Genomic DNA, 23,619 nt, shown 5'->3' with positions numbered 1-23,619 from the left:
ATGGTCACCTCGCAACACGCGGACGAGTTATCCACAGGTGCACGCCAGCTCGGTGTCAATCTGAGCGCAACCCAGCACGAACTGCTGCTGGGTTACCTGGCCCTGTTGATCAAGTGGAACAAGGCTTACAACCTGACCGCGGTACGCGATCCCGACGAAATGGTCTCTCGTCACTTGCTCGATAGCCTGAGCGTGATGTCGTTCATCGAAAACGGTCGCTGGCTGGATGTCGGTAGCGGCGGTGGGATGCCCGGTATCCCTCTGGCGATCCTGTTTCCCGAGTCGCAAGTCACCTGTCTGGACAGCAACGGCAAGAAAACCCGCTTTCTGACTCAGGTCAAACTCGAACTCAAGCTGGATAACCTGCAAGTTATCCACAGCCGGGTCGAAGCCTTCACCCCTGAATTGCCGTTCAACGGGATCATTTCCCGGGCATTCAGCAGCATGGAGAACTTCACCAGCTGGACCCGCCACCTGGGCGACCGCGATACACGCTGGCTGGCAATGAAGGGCGTCCATCCCTCTGATGAGCTGTTAGCATTGCCGGCAGACTTCCACCTCGATAGCGAACACGCCTTGGCCGTACCCGGTTGCCAAGGCCAACGCCATCTGCTGATACTGCGCCGCACGGCATGATTGGGAACACAAGCAAGAATGGCTAAGGTATTCGCGATAGCGAACCAGAAAGGTGGCGTGGGCAAGACCACCACCTGCATCAACCTCGCAGCATCCCTGGTAGCGACCAAGCGCCGGGTGCTGTTGATCGATCTTGATCCACAGGGCAACGCCACCATGGGTAGCGGTGTGGATAAACATGGTTTGGAAAACTCGGTCTATGACCTGCTGATCGGCGAATGCGACCTGGCCCAGGCCATGCACTTCTCCGAGCACGGCGGTTATCAACTGCTGCCGGCCAACCGCGACCTGACCGCGGCGGAAGTGGTTCTGCTGGAAATGCAGATGAAGGAAAGCCGTCTGCGCAGCGCCCTGGCGCCGATCCGCGAGAACTACGACTACATTCTGATCGACTGCCCGCCGTCGCTGTCGATGCTCACCCTCAACGCGCTGGTGGCCGCCGATGGGGTCATTATCCCCATGCAGTGCGAGTACTACGCGCTGGAGGGCTTGAGCGACCTTGTGGATAACATCAAGCGCATCGCTGAACTGCTCAATCCGCAACTCAAGATCGAAGGCTTGCTGCGGACCATGTTCGATCCGCGGCTGAGCCTGATGAACGATGTTTCCGCACAGCTCAAGGAACACTTCGGTGATCAGCTGTACGACACCGTGATTCCGCGCAACATCCGTTTGGCCGAGGCGCCGAGCTACGGCATGCCGGCATTGGCGTACGACAAACAATCCCGTGGCGCGCTGGCCTATCTGGCCCTGGCGGGCGAGATGGTTCGCCGGCAACGTAAACAATCCCGCGCCGCAGCCGCCCAGCCAACTTAAGGAATCCCCATGGCCGTCAAGAAACGTGGTCTCGGACGTGGACTGGATGCACTGTTGAGTGGTCCGACTGTCAGCGCCCTTGAAGAACAAGCGGTGCAGGCCGACCAGCGCGAGTTGCAGCACCTGCCCCTGGACCTGATCCAGCGCGGCAAGTACCAGCCGCGCCGGGACATGGACCCTCAGGCGCTGGAAGAACTGGCGAACTCCATCAGGACCCAGGGCGTGATGCAGCCGATCGTGGTGCGCCCTATCGGTGGTGGTCGTTTCGAGATCATCGCCGGCGAACGTCGCTGGCGTGCCAGCCAGCAGGCTGGCCAGGAAACCATCCCGGCGATGGTTCGCGATGTGCCGGATGAAACCGCCATCGCCATGGCGTTGATCGAGAACATCCAGCGCGAAGACCTCAATCCCATCGAGGAAGCGGTGGCCCTGCAGCGTCTGCAGCAGGAGTTCCAACTGACCCAGCAGCAGGTCGCCGAGGCCGTGGGCAAGTCCCGCGTCAGCGTGGCCAACCTGCTGCGCCTGATTGCCTTGCCTGAGGTGATCAAGACCATGCTGTCCCACGGCGACCTGGAAATGGGTCATGCCCGGGCCTTGCTCGGATTGCCGGAAAATCAACAGGTTGAAGGGGCGCGACACGTTGTCGCACGAGGCCTCACCGTACGCCAGACCGAAGCCCTGGTTCGCCAGTGGCTGAGTGGAAAACAGGAGCCTGCTGAACCGGTCAAGCCAGACCCGGATATCGCCCGTCTCGAGCAACGCCTGGCCGAGCGCCTAGGCTCTGCGGTGCAGATCCGCCACGGAAAGAAGGGCAAGGGACAGTTGGTGATCGGCTACAACTCCCTGGACGAGCTGCAAGGTGTCCTTGCCCACATCCGCTGAAACATTTCCTTATGTAGCGTGCAGTCGGAAATCACTACCCGGCAGTTGAATAGGGGCTGAACCGCCCCTATACTCTGCGCGCATTTTGTCGGCACAAATTATGCCAAGTTATTGAATTCTGGCAGCCGACCCTTGAGGAGCAAGAGCGATGGAAACCCGCACGCCAAACCGCTTGCCGTTTCATCGCTTAGCGGTTTTTCCGGTGTTACTGGCTCAGTTGGTCATTCTACTGATAGCCGCTCTGGCGCTCTGGCAATGGCGTGGAGTCGTAGCCGGATACTCAGGCCTTTGCGGAGGACTGATAGCCTTGCTACCCAATGTGTATTTCGCTCACAGGGCATTTCGGTTTTCCGGCGCCCGAGCGGCCCAAGCCATCGTCCGGTCTTTTTATGCCGGTGAGGCGGGCAAACTGATTTTGACGGCTGTGCTGTTTGCACTGACGTTCGCAGGTGTGAAGCCATTGGCGCCGCTGGCTGTATTCGGCGTCTTCGTGCTGACCCAACTGGTCAGCTGGTTCGCTCCCCTGCTAATGAGAACAAGACTTTCGAGACCTTAGGGCGTTTGAGGCAACCATGTCAGCAGAAACAACCGCTTCGGGCTATATCCAGCACCACTTGCAGAACCTGACCTTCGGTCAGCTACCCAATGGGAGCTGGGGCTTTGCCCACTCCGCAGCAGAAGCCAAGCAAATGGGCTTCTGGGCATTCCACGTCGATACCCTCGGCTGGTCTGTCGCACTGGGTGTGATCTTCATTCTTCTGTTCCGCATGGCGGCCAAGAAGGCGACTTCCGGCGTGCCGGGCGCTTTGCAGAACTTCGTTGAAGTCATGGTTGGCTTCGTCGATGGCAGCGTGAAGGACAGTTTCCACGGTCGCAGCCCGGTGATCGCACCGCTGGCACTGACCATTTTCGTCTGGGTGTTCCTGATGAACGCCATCGACCTGGTACCGGTGGACTGGATTCCACAACTGGCCATGTTGATCTCGGGCGATCCGCACATTCCATTCCGTGCTGTGTCCACCACTGACCCGAACGCCACCCTGGGCATGGCCCTGTCGGTGTTCGCGCTGATCATTTTCTACAGCATCAAGGTCAAGGGTTTCGGCGGCTTCATCGGCGAACTGACCCTGCATCCGTTCGGCAGCAAGAACATCCTGGTTCAGGCGCTGCTGATTCCGGTGAACTTCCTGCTGGAGTTCGTGACCCTGGTAGCCAAGCCTATCTCTCTGGCACTGCGTCTGTTCGGCAACATGTATGCCGGCGAACTGGTGTTCATCCTGATCGCTGTGATGTTCGGCAGCGGCCTGCTGTGGCTCAGCGGCATGGGTGTGGTTCTGCAATGGGCGTGGGCTGTGTTCCACATCCTGATCATCACCCTGCAGGCCTTTATCTTCATGATGCTGACCATCGTCTACCTGTCGATGGCACACGAAGAGAACCATTAAGACCAGTCTCGACTAGTCTGATGTCCCTCTCGTTGCGGCGAGAGGGGGCCCTTCTCGGGCTTGATGAAACGATTTGTTTTACCGCTTTAATCTAAAAAACCTAAACCATACGACGTAAAAGTCGGGAGGAAAGATGGAAACTGTAGTTGGTCTAACCGCTATCGCTGTTGCACTGTTGATCGGCCTGGGCGCACTGGGTACCGCAATTGGTTTCGGCCTGCTGGGCGGCAAGTTCCTGGAAGGCGCTGCGCGTCAACCAGAAATGGTTCCAATGCTGCAAGTTAAAATGTTCATCGTTGCCGGTCTGCTCGACGCCGTAACCATGATCGGTGTTGGTATCGCTCTGTTCTTCACCTTCGCAAACCCCTTCGTTGGTCAACTCGCTGGCTAATCACTCGAGTATTCGAGTTGATTGGTGTGACGGACAACGAACGAGCGAGGTGTTGGCGTGAACATTAATGCAACCCTGATTGGCCAGTCCGTTGCGTTCTTAATTTTTGTATTGTTCTGCATGAAGTTCATTTGGCCTCCGGTCATTGCTGCTTTGCACGAACGTCAAAAGAAGATCGCGGATGGACTGGACGCTGCCAGCCGAGCAGCTCGTGACCTGGAACTGGCCCAAGACAAAGCGGGTCAGCAACTGCGCGAAGCTAAAGCTCAGGCAGCTGAAATCATTGAGCAAGCCAAGAAGCGCGGTTCTCAGATCGTCGACGAAGCCCGTGAACAGGCTCGTGTCGAAGCTGAACGTGTGAAGGCTCAGGCTCAGGCCGAGATCGAACAGGAACTGAACGGTGTCAAAGACGCGCTGCGTGCCCAACTGGGTAGCCTGGCAGTCAACGGCGCAGAGAAGATCCTGGGTGCCACAATCGATCAAAACGCGCACGCAGAGCTGGTTAACAAACTGGCTGCTGAAATTTAAGCGAGGGCGATCATGGCAGAACTGACCACGTTGGCCCGACCTTACGCTAAGGCGGCCTTCGAGCACGCTCAGGCCCACCAGCAGCTGGCCTCTTGGTCAGCCATGCTCGGCCTGGCTGCAGCGGTGTCACAAGATGACACCATGCAGCGCGTGCTTAAGGCCCCGCGACTGACGAGCGCAGAAAAGGCCAACACTTTTATCGAAGTGTGTGGCGACAAGTTTGATGCACAGGCACAGAATTTCATTCACGTTGCCGCCGAAAACGACCGTCTCCTGCTGTTGCCGGAGATTTCCGCTCTGTTCGACCTGTACAAGGCCGAGCAAGAGAAATCGGTGGATGTGGATGTGACCAGTGCGTTCGCATTGAACCAAGAACAGCAAGACAAACTCGCCAAGGTTCTCAGTGCACGGCTCGGCCGGGAAGTGCGACTGCACGCTGCGGAGGATGCCAGCCTTATTGGTGGTGTCGTAATCCGCGCCGGCGACCTGGTTATCGATGGCTCGATTCGCGGCAAACTCGCGAACCTTGCCGAAGCATTGAAATCTTGAGTTTGAAGGGGCAGCAGAGCAATGCAGCAACTCAATCCTTCCGAAATAAGTGAAATTATCAAGGGCCGCATCGACAAGCTCGATGTGACCTCCCAAGCCCGTAACGAAGGCACTGTCGTCAGCGTATCTGACGGCATCGTGCGGATTCACGGTCTGGCCGACGTTATGTACGGCGAGATGATCGAGTTTCCGGGCGGCGTCTACGGTATGGCCCTCAACCTTGAGCAAGATTCTGTAGGTGCCGTAGTACTGGGCGCATACACCACTCTGGCTGAAGGCATGAGCGCCAAGTGCACCGGCCGCATCCTCGAAGTTCCGGTTGGTAAGGAACTGCTGGGTCGCGTAGTCGACGCACTGGGTAACCCAGTTGACGGCAAAGGTCCGCTGAACAACACCGAGACCGACGCGGTCGAGAAAGTTGCTCCAGGCGTGATCTGGCGTAAGTCGGTAGACCAGCCTGTACAGACTGGCTACAAGGCTGTCGATGCCATGATTCCAGTCGGCCGTGGCCAGCGTGAGCTGATCATCGGTGACCGTCAGATCGGTAAGACCGCTCTGGCGATCGACGCGATCATCAACCAGAAAGACAGCGGCATTTTCTGCGTATACGTAGCGATCGGTCAGAAGCAATCGACCATCGCCAACGTGGTTCGCAAGCTGGAAGAAAACGGCGCTCTGGCCAACACCATCATCGTGGCGGCCAGTGCTTCGGAATCGGCTGCACTGCAATTCCTGGCACCGTACTCCGGTTGCACCATGGGCGAATACTTCCGCGACCGCGGTGAAGACGCGCTGATCGTTTATGACGATCTGTCCAAGCAAGCAGTGGCTTACCGCCAGATTTCCCTGCTGCTGCGCCGTCCACCAGGCCGTGAAGCCTACCCAGGTGACGTGTTCTATCTCCACTCCCGTCTGCTGGAGCGCGCATCCCGCGTTTCCGAAGAGTACGTAGAGAAGTTCACCAACGGCGCAGTGACTGGCAAGACCGGTTCCCTGACCGCTCTGCCGATCATCGAAACCCAGGCTGGCGACGTTTCCGCGTTCGTTCCGACCAACGTGATCTCCATCACCGACGGTCAGATCTTCCTGGAATCGGCCATGTTCAACTCGGGCATCCGTCCTGCTGTGAACGCCGGTGTTTCGGTATCCCGTGTGGGTGGTGCCGCTCAGACCAAGATCATCAAGAAGCTGTCCGGTGGTATCCGTACCGCTCTGGCTCAGTACCGTGAACTGGCGGCATTCGCCCAGTTCGCTTCTGACCTGGACGAAGCGACCCGTAAGCAACTTGAGCATGGTCAGCGCGTTACCGAGCTGATGAAGCAGAAGCAATATGCGCCGATGTCCATCGCCGACATGTCCTTGTCCCTGTACGCCGCTGAACGTGGCTTCCTGACGGACGTCGAGATTGCCAAAGTTGGTAGCTTCGAACAGGCCATGATTGCTTACTTCAACCGCGATCACGCCGACCTGATGGCGAAGATCAACGTGAAGGGTGACTTCAACGACGAAATCGACGCTGGCCTGAAAGCCGGTATCGAGAAGTTCAAAGCCACCCAAACCTGGTAAGCCGCAGCGGGAGCCGCAAGGCTCCCGCTTGCTAACCTGATAGGTGTTACATGGCAGGCGCAAAAGAGATTCGCAGTAAGATTGCGAGCATCAAAAGCACGCAAAAAATTACCAGCGCCATGGAAAAAGTGGCGGTCAGCAAAATGCGCAAGGCACAAATGCGCATGGCTGCTAGCCGTCCTTATGCGGAGCGCATCCGCCAGGTTATTGGTCATCTGGCCAACGCCAACCCGGAATATCGTCACCCGTTCATGATCGACCGTGCTATCAAGCGCGTCGGTTATATCGTGGTGAGCAGTGACCGTGGTCTGTGTGGTGGCTTGAACACCAACCTGTTCAAGGCCCTGGTCAAGGACATGGCGGTAAACCGCGAACAAGGCGTCGAGATCGATCTGTGTGTGGTCGGTAGCAAGGGTGCGGCCTTCTTCCGCAACTTCGGCGGTAACGTCGTTGCAGCTATCAGCCATCTGGGTGAAGAGCCGTCGATCAACGATCTGATCGGCAGCGTCAAGGTGATGCTGGATGCGTACCTGGAAGGCCGGATTGACCGCCTGTCCGTGGTATCCAACAAGTTCATCAACACCATGACTCAGCAGCCGACCGTGGAGCAGTTGATTCCACTGGAGGCAACCCCGGATCAAGAACTCAAGCACCACTGGGACTATCTCTACGAACCGGATGCCAAGGAGCTGCTGGACGGCTTGATGGTCCGTTACGTGGAGTCGCAGGTCTACCAGGCGGTGGTCGAGAACAACGCAGCTGAACAAGCCGCGCGGATGATCGCAATGAAGAACGCTACCGACAACGCCGGTGACTTGATCAGCGATTTGCAGCTGATCTACAACAAGGCGCGTCAGGCTGCGATCACCCAAGAGATCTCGGAAATCGTCGGCGGCGCTGCCGCGGTTTAACGGTTCAAATATTCAGAGGATCCAGCTATGAGTAGCGGACGTATCGTTCAAATCATCGGCGCCGTTATCGACGTGGAATTTCCACGCGACAGCGTACCGAGCATCTACGACGCCTTGAAGGTTCAAGGCGCCGAAACCACTTTGGAAGTTCAGCAACAGCTGGGCGACGGCGTGGTGCGTACCATTGCGATGGGCTCCACCGAAGGCTTGAAGCGCGGTCTGGACGTCAACAACACTGGCGCAGCCATCTCCGTACCGGTCGGTAAAGCGACCCTGGGCCGGATCATGGACGTACTGGGCAACCCAATCGACGAAGCCGGTCCTATCGGTGAAGAAGAGCGTTGGGGCATCCACCGTCCAGCTCCTTCCTTCGCAGAACAGGCAGGCGGCAACGACCTGCTGGAAACCGGGATCAAGGTAATCGACCTGGTTTGCCCGTTCGCCAAGGGCGGTAAAGTGGGTCTGTTCGGTGGTGCCGGTGTGGGCAAGACCGTAAACATGATGGAACTGATCCGTAACATCGCCATCGAGCACAGCGGTTATTCCGTGTTCGCCGGTGTGGGTGAGCGTACCCGTGAGGGTAACGACTTCTACCACGAGATGAAGGATTCCAACGTTCTGGATAAGGTTGCTCTGGTCTACGGCCAGATGAACGAGCCACCAGGAAACCGTCTGCGCGTAGCGCTGACCGGCCTGACCATGGCCGAGAAGTTCCGTGACGAAGGTAACGACGTTCTGCTGTTCGTCGACAACATCTATCGTTACACCCTGGCCGGTACCGAAGTATCCGCACTGCTGGGCCGTATGCCTTCCGCAGTAGGCTACCAGCCGACCCTGGCTGAAGAGATGGGCGTTCTGCAAGAACGTATCACTTCGACCAAGCAAGGCTCGATCACCTCGATCCAAGCGGTATACGTACCTGCGGACGACTTGACCGACCCGTCGCCAGCGACCACCTTCGCCCACTTGGACGCCACCGTCGTTCTGTCCCGTGACATCGCTTCCCTGGGTATCTACCCAGCGGTAGACCCACTGGACTCGACTTCCCGTCAGCTGGACCCGAACGTGATCGGCAACGAACACTACGAGACCGCTCGCGGCGTTCAGTACGTACTGCAGCGTTACAAAGAGCTGAAGGACATCATCGCGATCCTGGGTATGGACGAGCTGTCGGAAGCCGACAAGCAGTTGGTATCCCGTGCTCGTAAGATCCAGCGCTTCTTGTCGCAGCCGTTCTTCGTGGCTGAAGTCTTCACTGGTTCTCCAGGCAAATACGTTTCCCTGAAAGACACCATCGCTGGCTTCAAAGGCATCCTCAACGGTGACTACGACCACCTGCCAGAACAAGCGTTCTACATGGTCGGCGGCATCGAAGAAGCGATCGAGAAAGCCAAGAAACTGTAATCCCGGCGCCCGGCAACGGGCGCTAATTTAGGTTGAGGCAAGCAGATGGCTATGACAGTCCATTGCGATATCGTCAGCGCGGAAGGGGAAATCTTCTCCGGTCTGGTGGAGATGGTGGTTGCGCACGGTGAGCTGGGTGATCTTGGTATCGCTCTGGGTCACGCACCGCTGATCACCAACCTGAAGCCAGGTCCGATCCGCTTGATCAAGCAGGGCGGGGAAACCGAGGTGTTCTACATCTCCGGTGGTTTCCTCGAGGTTCAGCCGAACATGGTCAAGGTTCTTGCCGACACCGTGCAACGTGCTGCCGACCTGGACGAAGCCTCCGCTCAGGAAGCCGTCAAGGCTGCTGAGAAGGCCCTGAATGAAAAAGGCGCAGATTTCGACTACGGTTCTGCTGCTGCACGTCTGGCCGAGGCCGCAGCTCAGCTGCGTACCGTCCAGCAGATCCGCAAGAAGTTCGGCGGCTAAGTCGCAGGCTTTCTGTGTGATTGCTTAAAAAGGGTAGCCTCGGCTACCCTTTTTATTTTCCGCCATTCACCCCCCCTTGGTCGCAGTCGCCGACCCCCCAGGATTGGTAGCCAGTCATGTCTCTCGAAATCGTTATCCTCGCCGCGGGTCAAGGCACTCGCATGCGTTCGGCGCTGCCCAAGGTGCTGCACCCGGTCGCCGGCAACTCCATGCTCGGGCATGTTATCCACAGCGCCCGGCAACTCGATCCACAGCGCATCCACGTGGTGATCGGCCACGGTGCGGATGCGGTGCGCGAGCGCCTGGCGGCCGATGATCTGAATTTCGTGCTGCAGGACAAGCAGCTGGGCACCGGCCACGCCGTGGCCCAGGCCGTACCGTTCATCACGGCCGACACGGTGCTGATCCTCTATGGCGATGTGCCACTGATCGAAGTCGAGACCCTGCAGCGCCTGCTCAAGCAAGCGGGGCCGGAGCAACTGGGCCTGCTCACCGTCGAGCTGGATGACCCGACCGGCTACGGGCGCATCGTCCGTGACGCCAGTGGCAAGGTCACCGCCATCGTCGAGCAGAAGGATGCCGACGAGGCCCAACGCGCGATCACCGAGGGCAACACCGGGATTCTTGCGGTCCCCGGCCAACGCCTCGGCGACTGGACCGGCCGTCTGTCCAACAACAACGCCCAGGGCGAGTACTACCTCACCGACGTGATCGCCATGGCGGTCAGCGACGGCCTGATCGTTGCCACCGAACAGCCCCACGACGCGATGGAAGTGCAGGGCGCCAACGACCGCAAGCAGCTGGCCGAGCTGGAGCGCCACTATCAGCTGCGCGCCGCGCGCCGGTTGATGGCCCAGGGCGTGACCCTGCGTGACCCCGCGCGTTTCGACGTGCGTGGCGAAGTCACGGTCGGCCGCGACGTGCTGATCGATATCAACGTGATTCTCGAAGGCCGGGTGGTGATCGAGGACGACGTGGTGATCGGCCCCAACTGCGTGATCAAGGACAGCACCCTGCGCAAGGGCGTGGTGATCAAGGCCAACAGCCACCTGGATGGCGCGGTACTGGGCGAGGGCAGCGATGCCGGCCCGTTCGCTCGCCTGCGTCCCGGCACCGTGCTGGAGGCCCGTGCCCATGTGGGTAACTTTGTTGAACTGAAGAATGCCCACCTAGGCCAGGGCGCCAAGGCCGGCCACCTGACCTACCTGGGCGACGCAGTGATCGGCGCCCGCACCAACATCGGCGCCGGCACCATCACCTGCAACTACGACGGGGTGAACAAGCACAAGACGGTGATGGGCGAAGACGTGTTCATCGGCTCCAACAACTCTCTGGTAGCGCCTGTGGATATCTTGTCCGGTGCCACCACCGCGGCCGGTTCCACCATCACCCAGAACGTGGCGCCAGCCCAGCTGGCAGTGGGTCGGGCACGACAGAAGAACATCGACGGCTGGAAACGGCCGGAGAAGATCAAGAAGGACTGAGGTTATCCACAACCGCGGCGGACCTGTTCGCCGGTCGGCCGGTTCCTACGCTCAGCGGTAGGAGCTGGCTGAATGTGGATAACTTCCCACCCGACAACTGCGATTTTTTCACTTCCTCCGCTTGACGAAGTTTCGATCATAGGTTTCTATTGCGCCTGTTATCTTTCGAATCGAAACTTAAGCAGCCATGTCGAAACGCAACACACCCCAACGCCGCCACAACATCCTCGCCTTGCTCAACGAACAGGGCGAAGTGAGTGTTGATGCCTTGGCCAAGCGTTTCGAAACCTCCGAAGTTACGATTCGAAAGGATCTGGCCGCCCTGGAAAGCAATGGCTTGCTGCTGCGTCGCTACGGTGGCGCCATCACCATGCCCCAGGAGTTGGTCAGCGACCTCGGCCAACCGGTGTCTCTCTACAAGCAGGCCATCGCGCGCGCCGCAGTGCAGCGCATCCGCGAACACGCGCGGATCATCATCGACAGCGGCAGCACCACCGCCGCGATGATCCCCGAACTGGGCCTGCAGCCGGGCCTGGTGGTGATGACCAACTCGCTGAATGTGGCCAACGCCCTGAGCGAGCTGGAGCACGAGCCGGTGCTGCTGATGACCGGCGGTACCTGGGACCCCCATTCCGAGTCGTTCCAGGGCCAGGTGGCCGAACAGGTTCTACGCTCATACGACTTCGACCAGCTGTTTATCGGTGCCGATGGCATCGACTTGGCCCGCGGCACTACGACCTTCAACGAACTGCTGGGGTTGAGCCGGGTCATGGCCGAAGTGGCTCGTGAAGTGGTGGTGATGGTCGAATCCGACAAGATCGGCCGCAAGATTCCCAATCTGGAACTGCCATGGAGCAGCGTCCATACCCTAATTACCGATGATCGCCTGCCCTTAGAGGTCCGCGACCAAATCCAGGCCCGCGGCATAACTCTGATTTGCGCGGCTGTCAGCTAGGAGAGAAACCATGTGTGGAATTGTTGGCGCCGTTGCTGAACGCAATATCACCGCCATTTTGCTGGAAGGCCTCAAGCGCCTCGAATACCGCGGCTACGACAGCGCCGGTGTCGCGGTCTACACCAACGCCGGCAAGCTCGAGCGCCTGCGCCGTCCGGGCAAGGTCAGCGAACTGGAACAGGCCCTGGCCAGCGAGCCGCTGGTGGGCCGCCTGGGCATCGCCCACACCCGCTGGGCCACCCATGGCGCGCCGTGCGAGCGTAATGCCCACCCGCATTTCTCCGGCGACCTGGCGATCGTGCACAACGGCATCATCGAGAACCACGAAGCCCTGCGCGCGCAGCTCAGTGCCCTGGGCTACACGTTCACCTCGGACACCGACACCGAAGTCATCGCCCACCTGCTGGACCACAAGCTCAAGGACCTGGGCGATCTCACCACTGCCCTCAAGGCCACGGTCAAGGAACTGCATGGCGCCTACGGCCTGGCAGTGATCAGCGCCAGCCAGCCGGATCGTCTGGTCGCTGCCCGCAGCGGCAGCCCGCTGGTGATCGGCCTGGGCCTGGGGGAAAACTTCCTCGCCTCCGACCAACTGGCCCTGCGCCAAGTCACCGACCGCTTCATGTACCTGGAAGAAGGCGACATCGCCGAGATCCGTCGTGACAGCGTGCAGATCTGGGACATCGAGGGCCAGGCCGTCGAGCGCGAAGCGGTGCAGTACCGTGACGGTGCCGAAGCGGCGGAGAAGGGCGAGTTCCGCCACTTCATGCTCAAGGAAATCCACGAGCAGCCATCCGTGGTGCAACGCACCCTGGAAGGCCGCCTGAGCGCCAATCAGGTGCTGGTCCAGGCCTTCGGTCCGCAAGCCGCAGAGCTGTTCGCCAAGGTGCGCAATGTCCAGATCGTCGCCTGTGGCACCAGCTACCACGCCGGCATGGTGGCCCGTTACTGGCTGGAAGAACTGGCCGGCATTCCGTGCCAGGTGGAAGTGGCCAGCGAGTTCCGTTACCGCAAGGTGGTGGTGCAGCCTGACACCCTGTTCGTGACCATCTCCCAGTCCGGCGAAACCGCCGACACCCTGGCGGCCCTGCGCAATGCCAAGGAGCTGGGCTTCCTCGCCAGCCTGGCGATCTGCAACGTCGGCATCAGCTCCCTGGTGCGCGAATCCGACCTGACCCTGCTGACCCAGGCCGGGCGCGAGATCGGCGTGGCTTCGACCAAGGCCTTCACCACCCAGCTGGTGGGCCTGTTGCTGCTGACCCTGTCCCTGGGCCAGGTACGTGGCACCCTGGCCGCCGGCGTCGAAGCCGAACTGGTGGAAGAGCTGCGCCGCCTGCCGATCCGCCTGGGCGAAGCCCTGGCCATGGACGGCGTGGTGGAGAAGACCGCCGAGCTGTTCGCCGACAAGCACCACACCCTGTTCCTCGGCCGTGGTGCCCAGTACCCGGTGGCGATGGAAGGCTCGCTCAAGCTCAAGGAGATTTCCTACATCCACGCCGAAGCCTACCCGGCCGGTGAGCTCAAGCACGGCCCGCTGGCCCTTGTGGATAACGACATGCCGGTGGTCACCGTGGCACCGAACAACGAGCTGTTGGAAAAACTCAAATCCAACCTGCAGGAAGTGCGTGCCCGTGGCGGCGAGCTGATCGTGTTTGCCGACGAACAAGCCGGCATGACCAATGGCGAAGGCACCCACGTGATCCAGATGCCGCACATCCACGACATCCTTTCGCCGATCCTCTACACCATCCCGCTGCAGCTGCTGTCCTACTACGTTGCCGTACTCAAGGGCACCGACGTCGACCAGCCGCGTAACCTGGCCAAGTCAGTCACCGTGGAGTGAGTTATCCACAGTCGGGCAGTGCCTGGCTTTGGATAACCGCAACTGCAAACAAAAAGGGGAGCCTGTCCAGGCTCCCCTTTTGCCATGCGTCTTGACCTTCCGGCTGCGCTTGTCGTGTCCGGCAGCCTGGCTGGCGGACGGCATGGCCTTCAGCGCGAATGCTGTACCGAAACAATGTCGCCAGTCGATGCGTCGATATCCACCCTGAACATCGCCTGGTCACGCTGACGGCTGAACATGCAGGTAAAGATGCTGGGCGAATCGTGCGCAAACTGTTCGAACCAGCTGTAGACACCTGCCTCGAGCTGGCCATTGATCAGCAACTGGTCGGCAATTCTGATCTGTTGCTGGCGGTCGCCGGAAACCACGTAAAGCGTCGCCGCCACCCCGGAGTCATCATCGTTCCACAGGATGGCGAGGTGCTGCCGATCCGGCACCACGATCGCCAGCAGGCCGCGGCTGTTGACCACGCTCAGGGGCTGATCCTGCCAGCGCCAGCAAGCTTCGACGACTCGGCAGGGACCCCAGCCCAGAGCGATCATCTGGTCCACTGTCATGTGTTCGTCGATGACTTTGCCGTCTTCGCGGATTCGCTCGAAATCACTAATCACAACTTTCACTCCACAGGCAGCAAACTAGGCGTGCCGACAATTTTCAGATTCCTGTCACCGACGAACTCCACCTGCTGTACGCCGCCCTTGTAGTTCTCCAGCGGACCGGTGAGGCCACTGTGAATCTTTTGCGGTGCCGTGGTTTCGACGGTGATCACATGGGACACATCTGTCTTGAACCGATCGAGGATCACCAGTTTATCCCGCGCATAGGCCTGGCTGGGAATCGGCTCCGGAGCGGCGAAGCCACCGAAGGCAGGCTTGCCCTGCATGATGGCCTCGGCCTGGCCTTTGGCGACAACCATCTGGTATTGCCGTCCCGGCGGCACTATCTCGGTCTTGACCTGGGTGCCTTCCAACCACGCCGGCAAGTTGCCCTCGGCGATCATCGCCTCGTTGACCTGCGCGGCCGTTCGCACCTCTAGCACTTGCGACTGGTTGGCCAGTCGCGCCGCATTGCGTTCGGCGCTTACCTTGGCCATTTTCGGCCCGGCGCCGAGCAGCGCCAGGCCGGCCATGCCTTGCAGCAGGTCACGGTAGCCCGGGCCGAGCCGGTCGCCGAGCTGCCCAAGCAATTCCATGCCGCCATAGATCGCGGCGCCCACCGCCACTGTGGTCAGCAGGGCCGCCAGGCCGGCCATGGCGGCCAGCACCAGTGCACCGGCGGCGGCGACCAGGCCCAGCGCCTCAAGGCCGGTGTGCAGCCAGCCCTCGATATCCAGCACGAACTCCACCTGCAGCGTCGGACCGCCGATGAAGGTGTTATGGCTGCCGGACTTGATATGCGCACCGCAAGTCATCTTGCTGCTCAGTCGCGCCGCCGGCTTGCCGTTGATGTACACCGTGGCGCTGCCTTCGGCGATGGTGACCGGGAAGGGCCAGGGCGGATGCGCGACGGGAAAGCCGCTGCAGGAACTGGACACGTCTTCGCCGGCCCGCATGGCATTGCGCAGATTGACTAAGACGTTGGGACTGCCCCTTATGAGTTCACCGGTGGCGGGTTCGGGCAGATCGAAAATGGTCGACAGTCCCTTCACCAACTGGAACATCGACAGGCCACCGGCGGCGACCGAACCCGCCAGGACCACGGCCGCCAGGCCACCCGTTGCCGCGGTGGCGGCGATGATGGCCGCGCCAATGAGAGCGCCTGCCACCGCACCGGCGAGCATGGCTGCAACTCCGAATCCATGAGCGATTTCGTCGCCCAAACGTGCCGCGGCCTGTACATCCATGCTGAGATTGAGCCTCCGATACGACAAGCATCTTCCCTGGGGCCAGTGGTTGGCCCGGGGCGCGGATTATCAAAGAGTCGCCAGGGCAGGGGCAAGGCCCAAAAAGGCAGTCTGCAGCGAAGGAGGGCGGGAGCTTCACGCGCAAGGTTATTTTTGTGCGACAGTTTTGCATGCTCCGAGTCCGCGGCGAATGTCAGTGGACGGCCCGAGGAATGCCGACTTGTGCGCAGGCCTGGATTTTTACCCCGCTAATGGAAAACCAATGAAACTTCGCCTGATTCATGGATGGATGCTCCTGCTGATGCTGGCTGTCCTGATGCTGGGAGCCCTGACCCCAGTGCTGTCCAACAGCCTCTTGCTGTTGATGGATCGGGCCAACTTCATTCCCGCCGAATCGTCCATCTGGACCTTCGAGCCAACACGGATCAATCAGGGCTCTTCTTCCTATTGGCTGTACGGGGAAGATCGGCACTACTACTTCTATTTTTCTTACACCGAAGATCAGCCTTACCGGCTGATTGCCAAGAACAACCCGTGCCCGGGATTCGATAGGCACGATGTTGGCACCTGGTGTATCCCCTGAAGCCCGGGCCCTGGATTATGCTGCGGGCTCGCGGCGCCCACCGGGCAGGCGCCGGCAGCTGAGGTGGGGCATGGACAGGTTCCAGGAAATGCAGGTATTCGTGTGCGTCGCTCAGGAGCAGGGCTTCGCCGCTGCGGCTCGGCGCCTGAACCTGTCGGCCGCCAGCGTGACCCGGGCCGTTGCCGCGCTTGAGCAGCGCATCGGCACTCAGCTGTTGCTGCGCACCACCCGCCGTGTGCACCTGAGCGATGCCGGGCAACGCTACCTGGAGGATTGCCGACGCATTCTGGCCGAGGTCCAGGATGCCGAGGCCTCGGCCGCCGGCGTCCATGCCCAGCCCCGGGGCCAGTTGACCCTGACGGCACCGGTGCTGTTCGGCGATCTGTTCGTCACGCCTTTGCTGGTGCGCTACCTGCAACGTTATCCACAGGTGAGCGTCAACGCCCTGCTGCTGGACCGGGTGGCGAACATGGTGGAGGAGGGCATCGATGTGGCGGTGCGCATCGGCGAGCTGGCCGACAGCGGTCAGCACAGTGTCCGTGTCGGCGAGGTGCGCCGGGTGGTGTGCGCCGCGCCGCAGTTCCTGGCGGCCCATGGGCGTCCGCAACACCCCGATGAGCTGCGCCAGGCACCGGTGATCGCGCCCTCGTCCATTGGTCAGACACGCAACTGGCAGTTCAATGACAACGGCCGGGTACTGAGCGTGCGCCCCGAACCGCGGTTGCTGGTCAGCGCCAATCAGGCGGCCATCAGTGCCGCCTGCCTGGGCTTGGGGCTGACCCGGGTGCTGTCCTATCAGGTCGCCGACAAGGTGGCGGCGGGGCAGTTGGAAATCGTACTCGAGGCCTTCGAGCTGGCGCCCTTGCCGATTCACGTGGTGTACCAGGGCGGGCGCAAGGCGCCGGCGCGGGTGCGCAGCTTTGTCGACTTCGCCGTGCAGACCCTGCGGCAACACCCCTCGCTCAATCCCTGATCGGCTTTATTGCGCTGGATGAAATGATGGATTGCGATTCCTGGTGATTCTGTTGTTTTTCTCCGGGGATCAAGATAGGGCTCCCAGCGCGGCACTTCGACCGCGCCTCGTTAGCGGAGTCGACCATGTCTCAGCCACCTATCAAGTTCTACAACTTTCCCCGTTCCGGGCATGCCCATCGGGTCGAACTGATGCTGTCCCTGTTGAACCTGCCCAGCGAAACCATCTTTGTCGACCTGGCCAAGGGCGCTCATAAGCAGGCGGACTTCCTCGCCCTCAACGTCTTTGGCCAGGTGCCGGTGATCGATGATCAGGGCGTGGTGCTGGCCGATTCCAACGCCATCCTGGTGTATCTGGCCCAGCGTTATGGCCAGGGCCGCTGGTTGCCCAGCGACCCCGTGGGCGCGGCCCAGGTGCAGCGCTGGCTGTCGGTGGCGGCCGGGCAGATCGCCTTTGGACCGGCCGCGGCGCGGCTGATCACGGTGTTTGGCGCCTCGTTCAATGCCGAGGAAGTCATCGCCCGGGCCCACGCCCTGCTCAAGATCATGGACCAGGAGCTGGTGAGCCGGCCCTTCCTGGTTGGACAGGAGGCAACCATTGCCGATGTCGCGGGCTACAGCTACATCGCCCACGCCCCGGAAGGCAACGTGTCACTGGAGCCTTACCCCCATGTACGGGCCTGGCTGGCGCGGATCGAGGCGCTGCCCGGTTTTGTCCCCATGCCGTCCACTGCGGCGGGTTTGAAAAGCGCCTGACGGCGGATCCGGCGGAGGCTTGCCCATGAACACCCAATCACCCTGGCATGCCGGCGAACGGCAGCTTCAGACCCTGACCGGGGTGGCCGAGCGCATGCAAGCCTTCGGCGCCAAGGTCATCCGTCCGGCAATGCCCGACCAGCACCGGCAGTTCTACCAGCAACTGCCGTTCATCCTGGTGGGGGCGGTGGATGACCAGGGCCATCCCTGGGCGAGCGTGCTGGAAGGTCCACCCGGCTTCGCTCAGGCGCCCCAGGCCGATCTGTTGCGCCTGGACAGCCTGCCCGCCGCCGATGATCCGCTGGTCTTGAGCGAGGGGGCGGCGGTGGGCTTGCTGGGGATCGAGCTGCATACCCGGCGGCGCAACCGCCTCAATGGCCGGATCGGCAACCTGGACCGCGACGGTTTCAGCGTGAACGTGGAGCAGTCCTTCGGCAATTGCCCGCAGTACATCCAGCTGCGCGAGCTGCAGCAGGTGGCCCTGAGCGACCCCGCCAGCCGCCCGGCCCAGCGTCGCCAGGACCTGGACCCGGCGGCCCGGGCACTGATCGCCGCTGCCGACACCTTCTTCGTGGCCAGCTACGTCGACCTGGATGGCCAGCGCTCGGTGGACGTATCGCACCGTGGCGGGCAGGCGGGGTTTGTCCGGGTCGAGGGCAACTGCCTGACCATTCCCGACTTTGCCGGCAACCTGCACTTCAACACCCTGGGCAACCTGCTGCTCAATCCGCGGGCGGGCTTGTTGTTCATCGATTTTCGCAGCGGCGAGCTGTTGCAGCTCAGCGGGCGCACCGAGCTGATTCTCGACGGGCCGCTGATCGCCGCCTTTCAGGGTGCCGAGCGGGTGTGGCGCTTTTACCCGGAACAGATGATCCGCCGACCGGGCGCCCTGTCCCTGCGCGGCGAGCTGCAGGCCTTCTCCCCCAACAGCCTGCTGACCGGCAACTGGCCCCAGGCCGAGGCCCGGCTGCGGGCGGCAGCCCTGGGTCAGCAATGGCGACCCCTGCGGGTGACGCGCATCGAGGACGAAAGCCGCAGCATCCGTTCGTTCTACCTGGAGCCGGCCGACACTGCCGGAGCGCCGGGCTTCCTGGCGGGCCAGCACCTGCCGTTGCGGTTGACGATCGATGGCCAGCCGCTGATCCGTACCTACAGCCTGTCCAGTGCGCCTTCTGACGCTTTCCTGCGGATCAGCGTCAAGCGTGAAGGGCGCTTCTCCAGCCATATGCACCGCCAGCTCAAGGTGGGCGATCTGCTGGAGGCGCGGTCGCCCCAGGGCCGCTTCAGCGCCGATCCGCTGGCAACGCGGCCGCTGGTGCTGCTGGCGGCCGGGGTTGGTATCACTCCCTTGCTATCGATGCTGCGGGAGGTGGTTTACCAGGGCCTGCGCACTCGCCGCAGCCGGCCTTGCTGGCTGATCCAGAGTTCGCGCAGTCTCGCCGAGCAACCCTTTGCCGCCGAGCTGCAAGCCCTGCAAGCGCAGGCCGGGGGAGCGTTGCGGGTACTGCGCCTGCTCAGCCAGCCGGAAGCGCAGGCACGGCCGGGCGTCGACTTCGATCTGGTTGGCCGCCTGCACGTTCAACGGCTACTGGCACAGCCGGATCTGGACGTCGACAGTGCCGACTTCGTGCTCTGCGGTCCCGGCGCCTTTACTCAGGATCTGTACGACAGCCTGCGGGACCTGGACATCAACGATGAGCAGATCCACGCCGAAACCTTCGGCCCCTCGACCCTGCGCCGCCGGCCCGATCCCCTGGCGCCGGCCTTCGACCAGCCGCCGGCGGCCACCGCCGCTGTGCCGGTGCGTTTCCAGCAGGCGGCCAGAGCGCTGAGCTGGCAGCCCGCCAGCGGCAGCCTGCTGCAACTGGCGGAAAGCGCCGGCCTGCACCCGGAGTTCAGTTGCCGTGGCGGTTCCTGTGGCACCTGCCAGACCCGGCTGATCAGCGGCCAGGTCAGTTATCCACAGGTGCCGGCGTACAAGCCCGAACCCGGTCAGGTGCTGATTTGCTGCGCCGTTCCGGCGGCTGTGGATAACGACGCCGCGCCGTTGATCCTCGACCTGTAGCAGGGCAAAAAAAACTCCTCGCCAGCGATTGCCGCCGGCCCCGGCCCTGCGTAGGCTGGCGCGATCTCAAGGCCGGGCATTGGCCTCGCACCCGGCACTCCAGGGTCTTTTTCGCGTTAAAGGGAATCAACGATTCATGCTCCCCCGGGCCGTTCTCCGTTTCTTTGCCCTGTGGCTCAGTGCCTTGCTGCTCAACGCCTGCGGCAATGACCCTCAGCCGGCGTTGGACCAGCAACTCTACATCTGGCAACGCCAGTGGACCCCGGCCCACGCCGACGCCCTGGCAGGCTCGCGGGCCGACTTTTCCACAATCCGGGTCCTGGCCCTGCAGGCTTTTCCACAGGCCGGCTGGAGCCGTGCGCGGATCGATGCCGCCTTGCTCAAGCAGGATGGGCGGCCGTTGATCGCGGTGGTGCGTCTCGACGGTCAACTGCCGTCCCTGGATCAGGACGAGATCATCCGTCAGGTCCAGCAACTGCTGGTGGACTGGCAGGAGCAGGGCCTGACTCCGGCCGGGGTCGAGATCGACCACGATGCCGGCAGCTCGCGATTGCCCGCCTACGCCAAGCTGCTTGAGCGCTTGCGGGCTGTACTGCCGAGCCAACTGCCCCTGAGCATCACCGCCTTGCCGGCCTGGCTCGACAGTCGCGAGTTGCCGGGCCTGCTGGCCAAGGTCGACAGCAGCGTGCTCCAGGTGCACGCCGTGAGTGATCCACGGCGCGGCCTGTTCGATCCGCGGCAAGCCGAGCAATGGGCCCGGCGTTGGGCGCGGATCAGCGCCAAACCCTTCTATCTGGCCTTGCCCGCCTACGGTGTCGCGGTGCTCCCCGGGGCCGAGGGCGCGCCCCTGGTGGAAAGCGAGGCGCCGCTGCGGCGGGCTGGAGAGCGTCAGGAACTGATGGCCGACCCCGAGCAACTGAGCCAGCTGGGCCGCGCCCTGCGTGCCGATCCGCCGCCCCATCTGGCCGGTCTGATCTGGTTTCGCCTGCCGCTCAAGGGCGATGTGCGAGCCTGGAGCCTGGAAACCCTGCGGGCGGTGGCCCGGGGCGATGCCCTGAGCGCTGAGCTGGGCCTCCGCCTGGAGGAACAGGACGGCCTGTTCGACATCCGTCTGGACAATTCGGGCAACCTCGACCGGCCGCTGCCTGAACAACTGACCCTGGCCGTTGCCCAATGCGACGGATTCGACGGGCTGGGCGGCTATTCCGCACAGCTGCGCGACGGCCAGCTGCTGTTGACCCGGCAACGCAGCGGCCGTCTGGCCGCAGGCGCCAGCCGCGCCGTGGGCTGGGCCCGCTGTACAAAAATTTACCAAGGAGCTGCGCATGTTCGTCCCTAGATCCCGTCACCTGCTGTGCCTGAGCCTGTGCCTGCCCCTGGCTCCGGCCCTGGCCTGCGGGCCGACTTTCCCCATGCGCCTGCTGGACGACCGCCCACAGACGCTGGCGCAGCTGCCCGAAGGCAGTTTCCAGTTCGAGATCAGCCGCCTGGGTCAGCCCATCGTCGGGCTCATGCCGGTCGCCAACAACGGCTTCAGTGTCGATTACAGCCTGCCTGAGAGCTACGCGGTGCAAGAGCGCAACTGGGCCGAACGGCAAGGGCTGGATCAGGCTCAGCAAACCCTGGTGGCCCAGCTGCGCAAGCTCAATGACGCACGGGTGGCGGAGCAACAAGGGGCCGGCCTGCCGCTGGAGATCAAGCTCTACACCGCTGGCGCCGTGGCCTTCAGCGCCGGGGATCATGAGCTGGCGGCGGAGTATTTCCGCAAGGTGCTGGCGCTGCCCGCCGAGCAGCGCGCCCTGCGCAGTACCTGGGCCGCCTATTCCCTGGGGCGGGCCCTGTCCTTTATCAGCGAGCAAGCCAACGAACTGGACGATCAGGGCCGGCGCGACATGCGCCAGTCGGCGCGCCAGGCCTTCGCCCAGACCCGGCAGCTGAGCATCGACGCCTTCAGCGACCCCCTGAGCCTGGGCGTCGCCAGCCTGGGGGAGGAGGCCCGCCTCCTCAAGGATCAGAACGACTGGAGCCAGGCCATCGACTTGTATGCCGTGCAGAACCAGCTGGGTTCGGAGGTCGGCTACAGCTCCCTGAAACAGGTGGTGGGCGAACTGAGCGGCCTGCCGGACGCGCAATTGCTGGAGCAGCTCAAGCATCCTTCCGTAGCCCGCTTGCTCACCGCTTCGTTGATCTCCCATCAGGGCTGGTCCTTCGGCGAGCGGCCGGAGTCGGAGGTGAAACTGATCAAGCTGCTGAGCCAGGGCACCGCCGGCAGCTTCGACAATGCCGACCGGCTGGCGGCGCTGAATTATCAGAATGGCGATTTCACCACCACCCGGCAGTTGCTGGAACAGGCCGGCGACGGCGGCCTGGCCTGGTGGCTGCGGGCCAAGATGGCCCTGCGTGATGGCGACAAGGTGGCTGCCGCCGCGGCTTACGCCAAGGCCGCCGCGGCCTTCCCCCGCGACGAGAGCTGGGGCTTTCGCGGCGATTACGACGGCAATTACGAAGACCTCAAGCCCGGGTGCCGGGTCGAAGGCGAAAGCGCCGTGCTGGCCCTGGATCGGGGCGACTACGTGCAAGCCTTCGAGCTGCTCTACCGCAGCGGCGACATCTACTGGCACGACGCGGCCACGGTGGCGGAGCGGGTGCTGACCCTGGATGAACTCAAGCAGTTCGTCGATGCCCGGGTTCCGGCGCCAGCGCCGACTCCCAAGCAGCCGGATGCCTATTACGAAACCCTGCCGATTGCCGCCCAGATACGCGAACTGCTTGGCCGACGCCTGTTGCGTGAAGGACGTTACGAAGAAGGCTGGGGCTATTTCGACAGCCCGGAACGCCAGGCCATCGCCAAGGCCTACGGCGAGTATCGACGCCGTGCCGAGTCGGCCTGGCTGCCCACGCGCCGGGCCGAGGCCTATTACCAGGCCGGCAAGCTGGCGCGGGCCTCGGGGATGGAGATCCTGGGGTACGAAATGGGCCCGGATTTTCACAGCCTCTGGGGCAGCTACAGCCTGGAGATCCCGCCGGTGCAGGCCGGGCCCTTTGTCAGCGCCGATGAAGTGCAGCGCCAGCAAGCCACCACCGCCGAGCCCGACGTGCGCTACCACTACCGCTACGTGGCCGGGGAACTGGGCAACCGGGCGGCGGATTTCCTGCCTCACACCAGCCAGGCCTATGCCGCGGTGCTGTGCAAGGCGGCACGCTGGACCCGCGGCAGCGATGTCGAGATCGACTACTACCGACGCTACGTGGAAAACGGACCCTTTGTGGAATGGGCCGGCAATTTCGGCATGAACTGCCAGGAGCCGGACTTCGGCAGCGCCAACAAGCGCTACCTGACCCAGTGGCTGGACGCATCCCGTTCCGCGGTGGCCGAGCACAGGCTGGTTGCCGGCGCCGGTGCCGGCGTGTTGCTGTTGGGGGCGGCCTACCTGTTCCGACGCCGCCGCGCGGTGTCCTCGCACAAGGCGACATAAAGGCGTGCCCCGGATCCTGTAGCCGCTGCCGCAGGCGGCGTAC

The 23,619-nt window shown here is 62.2% G+C and carries 23 protein-coding genes; 21 read left to right on the top strand and 2 right to left on the bottom strand.

Annotated features, from left to right (window positions below; translation table 11 throughout):
- From rsmG to glmS, 15 genes are all read left to right on the top strand, one after another.
- Positions 1-636, top strand: a complete 636-nt coding sequence (rsmG, locus tag PST29_RS30580) for a 16S rRNA (guanine(527)-N(7))-methyltransferase RsmG (RefSeq protein ID WP_173655969.1) — start codon at positions 1-3, stop codon at positions 634-636.
- A gap of 18 nt (positions 637-654) precedes the next feature.
- Positions 655-1,452 (top strand): ParA family protein, encoded by a 798-nt coding sequence (locus tag PST29_RS30575; RefSeq protein ID WP_060841845.1) that lies wholly within the window; start codon positions 655-657, stop codon positions 1,450-1,452.
- Between the two features lie 9 nt (positions 1,453-1,461).
- Entirely contained in the window at positions 1,462-2,334 is an 873-nt protein-coding gene (locus PST29_RS30570; protein ID WP_047306723.1) for a ParB/RepB/Spo0J family partition protein, read from the top strand.
- A 148-nt stretch (positions 2,335-2,482) separates the two neighbouring features.
- On the top strand, positions 2,483-2,890 hold the full coding sequence (locus PST29_RS30565) for a F0F1 ATP synthase subunit I (protein ID WP_016964883.1): 408 nt from the start codon (positions 2,483-2,485) through the stop codon (positions 2,888-2,890).
- 16 nt (positions 2,891-2,906) lie between these two features.
- Positions 2,907-3,779, top strand: a complete 873-nt coding sequence (gene atpB, locus PST29_RS30560; RefSeq protein WP_060841844.1) for a F0F1 ATP synthase subunit A — start codon at positions 2,907-2,909, stop codon at positions 3,777-3,779.
- Between the two features lie 133 nt (positions 3,780-3,912).
- Entirely contained in the window at positions 3,913-4,170 is a 258-nt protein-coding gene (gene atpE, locus PST29_RS31430; RefSeq protein WP_002555987.1) for a F0F1 ATP synthase subunit C, read from the top strand.
- Between the two features lie 57 nt (positions 4,171-4,227).
- On the top strand, positions 4,228-4,698 hold the full coding sequence (locus PST29_RS30550) for a F0F1 ATP synthase subunit B (protein WP_011064385.1): 471 nt from the start codon (positions 4,228-4,230) through the stop codon (positions 4,696-4,698).
- A gap of 12 nt (positions 4,699-4,710) precedes the next feature.
- The gene (locus PST29_RS30545; protein WP_016964878.1) at positions 4,711-5,247 is read left to right on the top strand and encodes a F0F1 ATP synthase subunit delta; all 537 of its coding nucleotides are present in this window, start codon (positions 4,711-4,713) and stop codon (positions 5,245-5,247) included.
- Positions 5,248-5,268: 21 nt separating this feature from the next.
- Positions 5,269-6,813, top strand: coding sequence for a F0F1 ATP synthase subunit alpha (gene atpA / locus PST29_RS30540; RefSeq protein ID WP_016964879.1), 1,545 nt, complete (start codon positions 5,269-5,271; stop codon positions 6,811-6,813).
- A 50-nt stretch (positions 6,814-6,863) separates the two neighbouring features.
- Positions 6,864-7,724, top strand: a complete 861-nt coding sequence (gene atpG / locus PST29_RS30535) for a F0F1 ATP synthase subunit gamma (RefSeq protein WP_016964880.1) — start codon at positions 6,864-6,866, stop codon at positions 7,722-7,724.
- Positions 7,725-7,751: 27 nt separating this feature from the next.
- The gene (atpD, locus tag PST29_RS30530) at positions 7,752-9,128 is read left to right on the top strand and encodes a F0F1 ATP synthase subunit beta (RefSeq protein WP_007924510.1); all 1,377 of its coding nucleotides are present in this window, start codon (positions 7,752-7,754) and stop codon (positions 9,126-9,128) included.
- A gap of 45 nt (positions 9,129-9,173) precedes the next feature.
- Positions 9,174-9,599 carry a F0F1 ATP synthase subunit epsilon gene (locus PST29_RS30525; RefSeq protein WP_058438442.1) on the top strand — a complete coding sequence of 142 codons (426 nt, stop codon included), beginning with the start codon at positions 9,174-9,176 and terminating at the stop codon, positions 9,597-9,599.
- Between the two features lie 116 nt (positions 9,600-9,715).
- Positions 9,716-11,083: a bifunctional UDP-N-acetylglucosamine diphosphorylase/glucosamine-1-phosphate N-acetyltransferase GlmU gene (gene glmU, locus PST29_RS30520; protein WP_060845048.1), complete on the top strand. Its 1,368-nt coding sequence runs from the start codon at positions 9,716-9,718 to the stop codon at positions 11,081-11,083.
- A gap of 187 nt (positions 11,084-11,270) precedes the next feature.
- Positions 11,271-12,038 (top strand): DeoR/GlpR family DNA-binding transcription regulator, encoded by a 768-nt coding sequence (locus tag PST29_RS30515; RefSeq protein ID WP_047306719.1) that lies wholly within the window; start codon positions 11,271-11,273, stop codon positions 12,036-12,038.
- Between the two features lie 10 nt (positions 12,039-12,048).
- Positions 12,049-13,881, top strand: a complete 1,833-nt coding sequence (gene glmS, locus PST29_RS30510) for a glutamine--fructose-6-phosphate transaminase (isomerizing) (RefSeq protein WP_060841842.1) — start codon at positions 12,049-12,051, stop codon at positions 13,879-13,881.
- Positions 13,882-14,030: 149 nt separating this feature from the next.
- Here the strand turns inward: glmS and PST29_RS30505 are convergent, their stop codons facing one another.
- The gene (locus tag PST29_RS30505; RefSeq protein WP_060841841.1) at positions 14,031-14,492 is read right to left on the bottom strand and encodes a hypothetical protein; all 462 of its coding nucleotides are present in this window, start codon (positions 14,490-14,492) and stop codon (positions 14,031-14,033) included.
- 5 nt (positions 14,493-14,497) lie between these two features.
- The gene (locus tag PST29_RS32570; protein WP_060841840.1) at positions 14,498-15,724 is read right to left on the bottom strand and encodes a PAAR domain-containing protein; all 1,227 of its coding nucleotides are present in this window, start codon (positions 15,722-15,724) and stop codon (positions 14,498-14,500) included.
- Between the two features lie 262 nt (positions 15,725-15,986).
- Here PST29_RS32570 and PST29_RS30495 point away from each other — a divergent pair, with 262 nt between their 5' ends.
- The 6 genes from PST29_RS30495 (at position 15,987) to PST29_RS30470 (ending at position 23,576) form a co-directional block, all read left to right on the top strand.
- Positions 15,987-16,307, top strand: coding sequence for a hypothetical protein (locus PST29_RS30495; protein ID WP_060841839.1), 321 nt, complete (start codon positions 15,987-15,989; stop codon positions 16,305-16,307).
- Positions 16,308-16,377: 70 nt separating this feature from the next.
- Complete coding sequence (locus tag PST29_RS30490) at positions 16,378-17,280, top strand: LysR family transcriptional regulator (protein ID WP_060841838.1); 903 nt, start codon at positions 16,378-16,380, stop codon at positions 17,278-17,280.
- Positions 17,281-17,405: 125 nt separating this feature from the next.
- Positions 17,406-18,035, top strand: coding sequence for a glutathione S-transferase family protein (locus PST29_RS30485; protein ID WP_060845047.1), 630 nt, complete (start codon positions 17,406-17,408; stop codon positions 18,033-18,035).
- Between the two features lie 25 nt (positions 18,036-18,060).
- Entirely contained in the window at positions 18,061-20,100 is a 2,040-nt protein-coding gene (locus PST29_RS30480) for an FAD-binding oxidoreductase (RefSeq protein ID WP_060845046.1), read from the top strand.
- Positions 20,101-20,236: 136 nt separating this feature from the next.
- Positions 20,237-21,439: a DUF3142 domain-containing protein gene (locus PST29_RS30475; RefSeq protein ID WP_060845045.1), complete on the top strand. Its 1,203-nt coding sequence runs from the start codon at positions 20,237-20,239 to the stop codon at positions 21,437-21,439.
- The gene (locus tag PST29_RS30470) at positions 21,426-23,576 is read left to right on the top strand and encodes a hypothetical protein (protein WP_060845044.1); all 2,151 of its coding nucleotides are present in this window, start codon (positions 21,426-21,428) and stop codon (positions 23,574-23,576) included. Before PST29_RS30475 ends, PST29_RS30470 begins: the two co-directional genes overlap by 14 nt.
- Positions 23,577-23,619 lie beyond the last annotated feature (43 nt).

The organism is Pseudomonas sp. St29 (assembly GCF_001547915.1).
Classification (GTDB): Bacteria; Pseudomonadota; Gammaproteobacteria; order Pseudomonadales; family Pseudomonadaceae; genus Aquipseudomonas.
Note: the sequence above shows the minus strand (reverse complement) of the source record. Positions and strands in the feature narration are given on the sequence as shown.

What these genes read in the sequence shown, in the direction of transcription:
- PST29_RS30475 (WP_060845045.1), top strand. Translation starts at nt 20,237, where the DNA reads ATGCTCCCCCGGGCCGTTCTCCGTTTCTTTGCCCTGTGGCTCAGTGCC.
- PST29_RS30515 (WP_047306719.1), top strand. Translation starts at nt 11,271, where the DNA reads ATGTCGAAACGCAACACACCCCAACGCCGCCACAACATCCTCGCCTTG.
- atpG (WP_016964880.1), top strand. Translation starts at nt 6,864, where the DNA reads ATGGCAGGCGCAAAAGAGATTCGCAGTAAGATTGCGAGCATCAAAAGC.
- atpB (WP_060841844.1), top strand. Translation starts at nt 2,907, where the DNA reads ATGTCAGCAGAAACAACCGCTTCGGGCTATATCCAGCACCACTTGCAG.
- glmU (WP_060845048.1), top strand. Translation starts at nt 9,716, where the DNA reads ATGTCTCTCGAAATCGTTATCCTCGCCGCGGGTCAAGGCACTCGCATG.
- PST29_RS30575 (WP_060841845.1), top strand. Translation starts at nt 655, where the DNA reads ATGGCTAAGGTATTCGCGATAGCGAACCAGAAAGGTGGCGTGGGCAAG.
- PST29_RS30545 (WP_016964878.1), top strand. Translation starts at nt 4,711, where the DNA reads ATGGCAGAACTGACCACGTTGGCCCGACCTTACGCTAAGGCGGCCTTC.
- PST29_RS30565 (WP_016964883.1), top strand. Translation starts at nt 2,483, where the DNA reads ATGGAAACCCGCACGCCAAACCGCTTGCCGTTTCATCGCTTAGCGGTT.
- atpA (WP_016964879.1), top strand. Translation starts at nt 5,269, where the DNA reads ATGCAGCAACTCAATCCTTCCGAAATAAGTGAAATTATCAAGGGCCGC.
- PST29_RS30470 (WP_060845044.1), top strand. Translation starts at nt 21,426, where the DNA reads ATGTTCGTCCCTAGATCCCGTCACCTGCTGTGCCTGAGCCTGTGCCTG.
- PST29_RS30490 (WP_060841838.1), top strand. Translation starts at nt 16,378, where the DNA reads ATGGACAGGTTCCAGGAAATGCAGGTATTCGTGTGCGTCGCTCAGGAG.
- atpD (WP_007924510.1), top strand. Translation starts at nt 7,752, where the DNA reads ATGAGTAGCGGACGTATCGTTCAAATCATCGGCGCCGTTATCGACGTG.
- glmS (WP_060841842.1), top strand. Translation starts at nt 12,049, where the DNA reads ATGTGTGGAATTGTTGGCGCCGTTGCTGAACGCAATATCACCGCCATT.
- PST29_RS30525 (WP_058438442.1), top strand. Translation starts at nt 9,174, where the DNA reads ATGGCTATGACAGTCCATTGCGATATCGTCAGCGCGGAAGGGGAAATC.
- PST29_RS30485 (WP_060845047.1), top strand. Translation starts at nt 17,406, where the DNA reads ATGTCTCAGCCACCTATCAAGTTCTACAACTTTCCCCGTTCCGGGCAT.
- atpE (WP_002555987.1), top strand. Translation starts at nt 3,913, where the DNA reads ATGGAAACTGTAGTTGGTCTAACCGCTATCGCTGTTGCACTGTTGATC.
- PST29_RS30495 (WP_060841839.1), top strand. Translation starts at nt 15,987, where the DNA reads ATGAAACTTCGCCTGATTCATGGATGGATGCTCCTGCTGATGCTGGCT.
- PST29_RS32570 (WP_060841840.1), bottom strand. Translation starts at nt 15,724, where the DNA reads ATGGATGTACAGGCCGCGGCACGTTTGGGCGACGAAATCGCTCATGGA.
- rsmG (WP_173655969.1), top strand. Translation starts at nt 1, where the DNA reads ATGGTCACCTCGCAACACGCGGACGAGTTATCCACAGGTGCACGCCAG.
- PST29_RS30570 (WP_047306723.1), top strand. Translation starts at nt 1,462, where the DNA reads ATGGCCGTCAAGAAACGTGGTCTCGGACGTGGACTGGATGCACTGTTG.
- PST29_RS30480 (WP_060845046.1), top strand. Translation starts at nt 18,061, where the DNA reads ATGAACACCCAATCACCCTGGCATGCCGGCGAACGGCAGCTTCAGACC.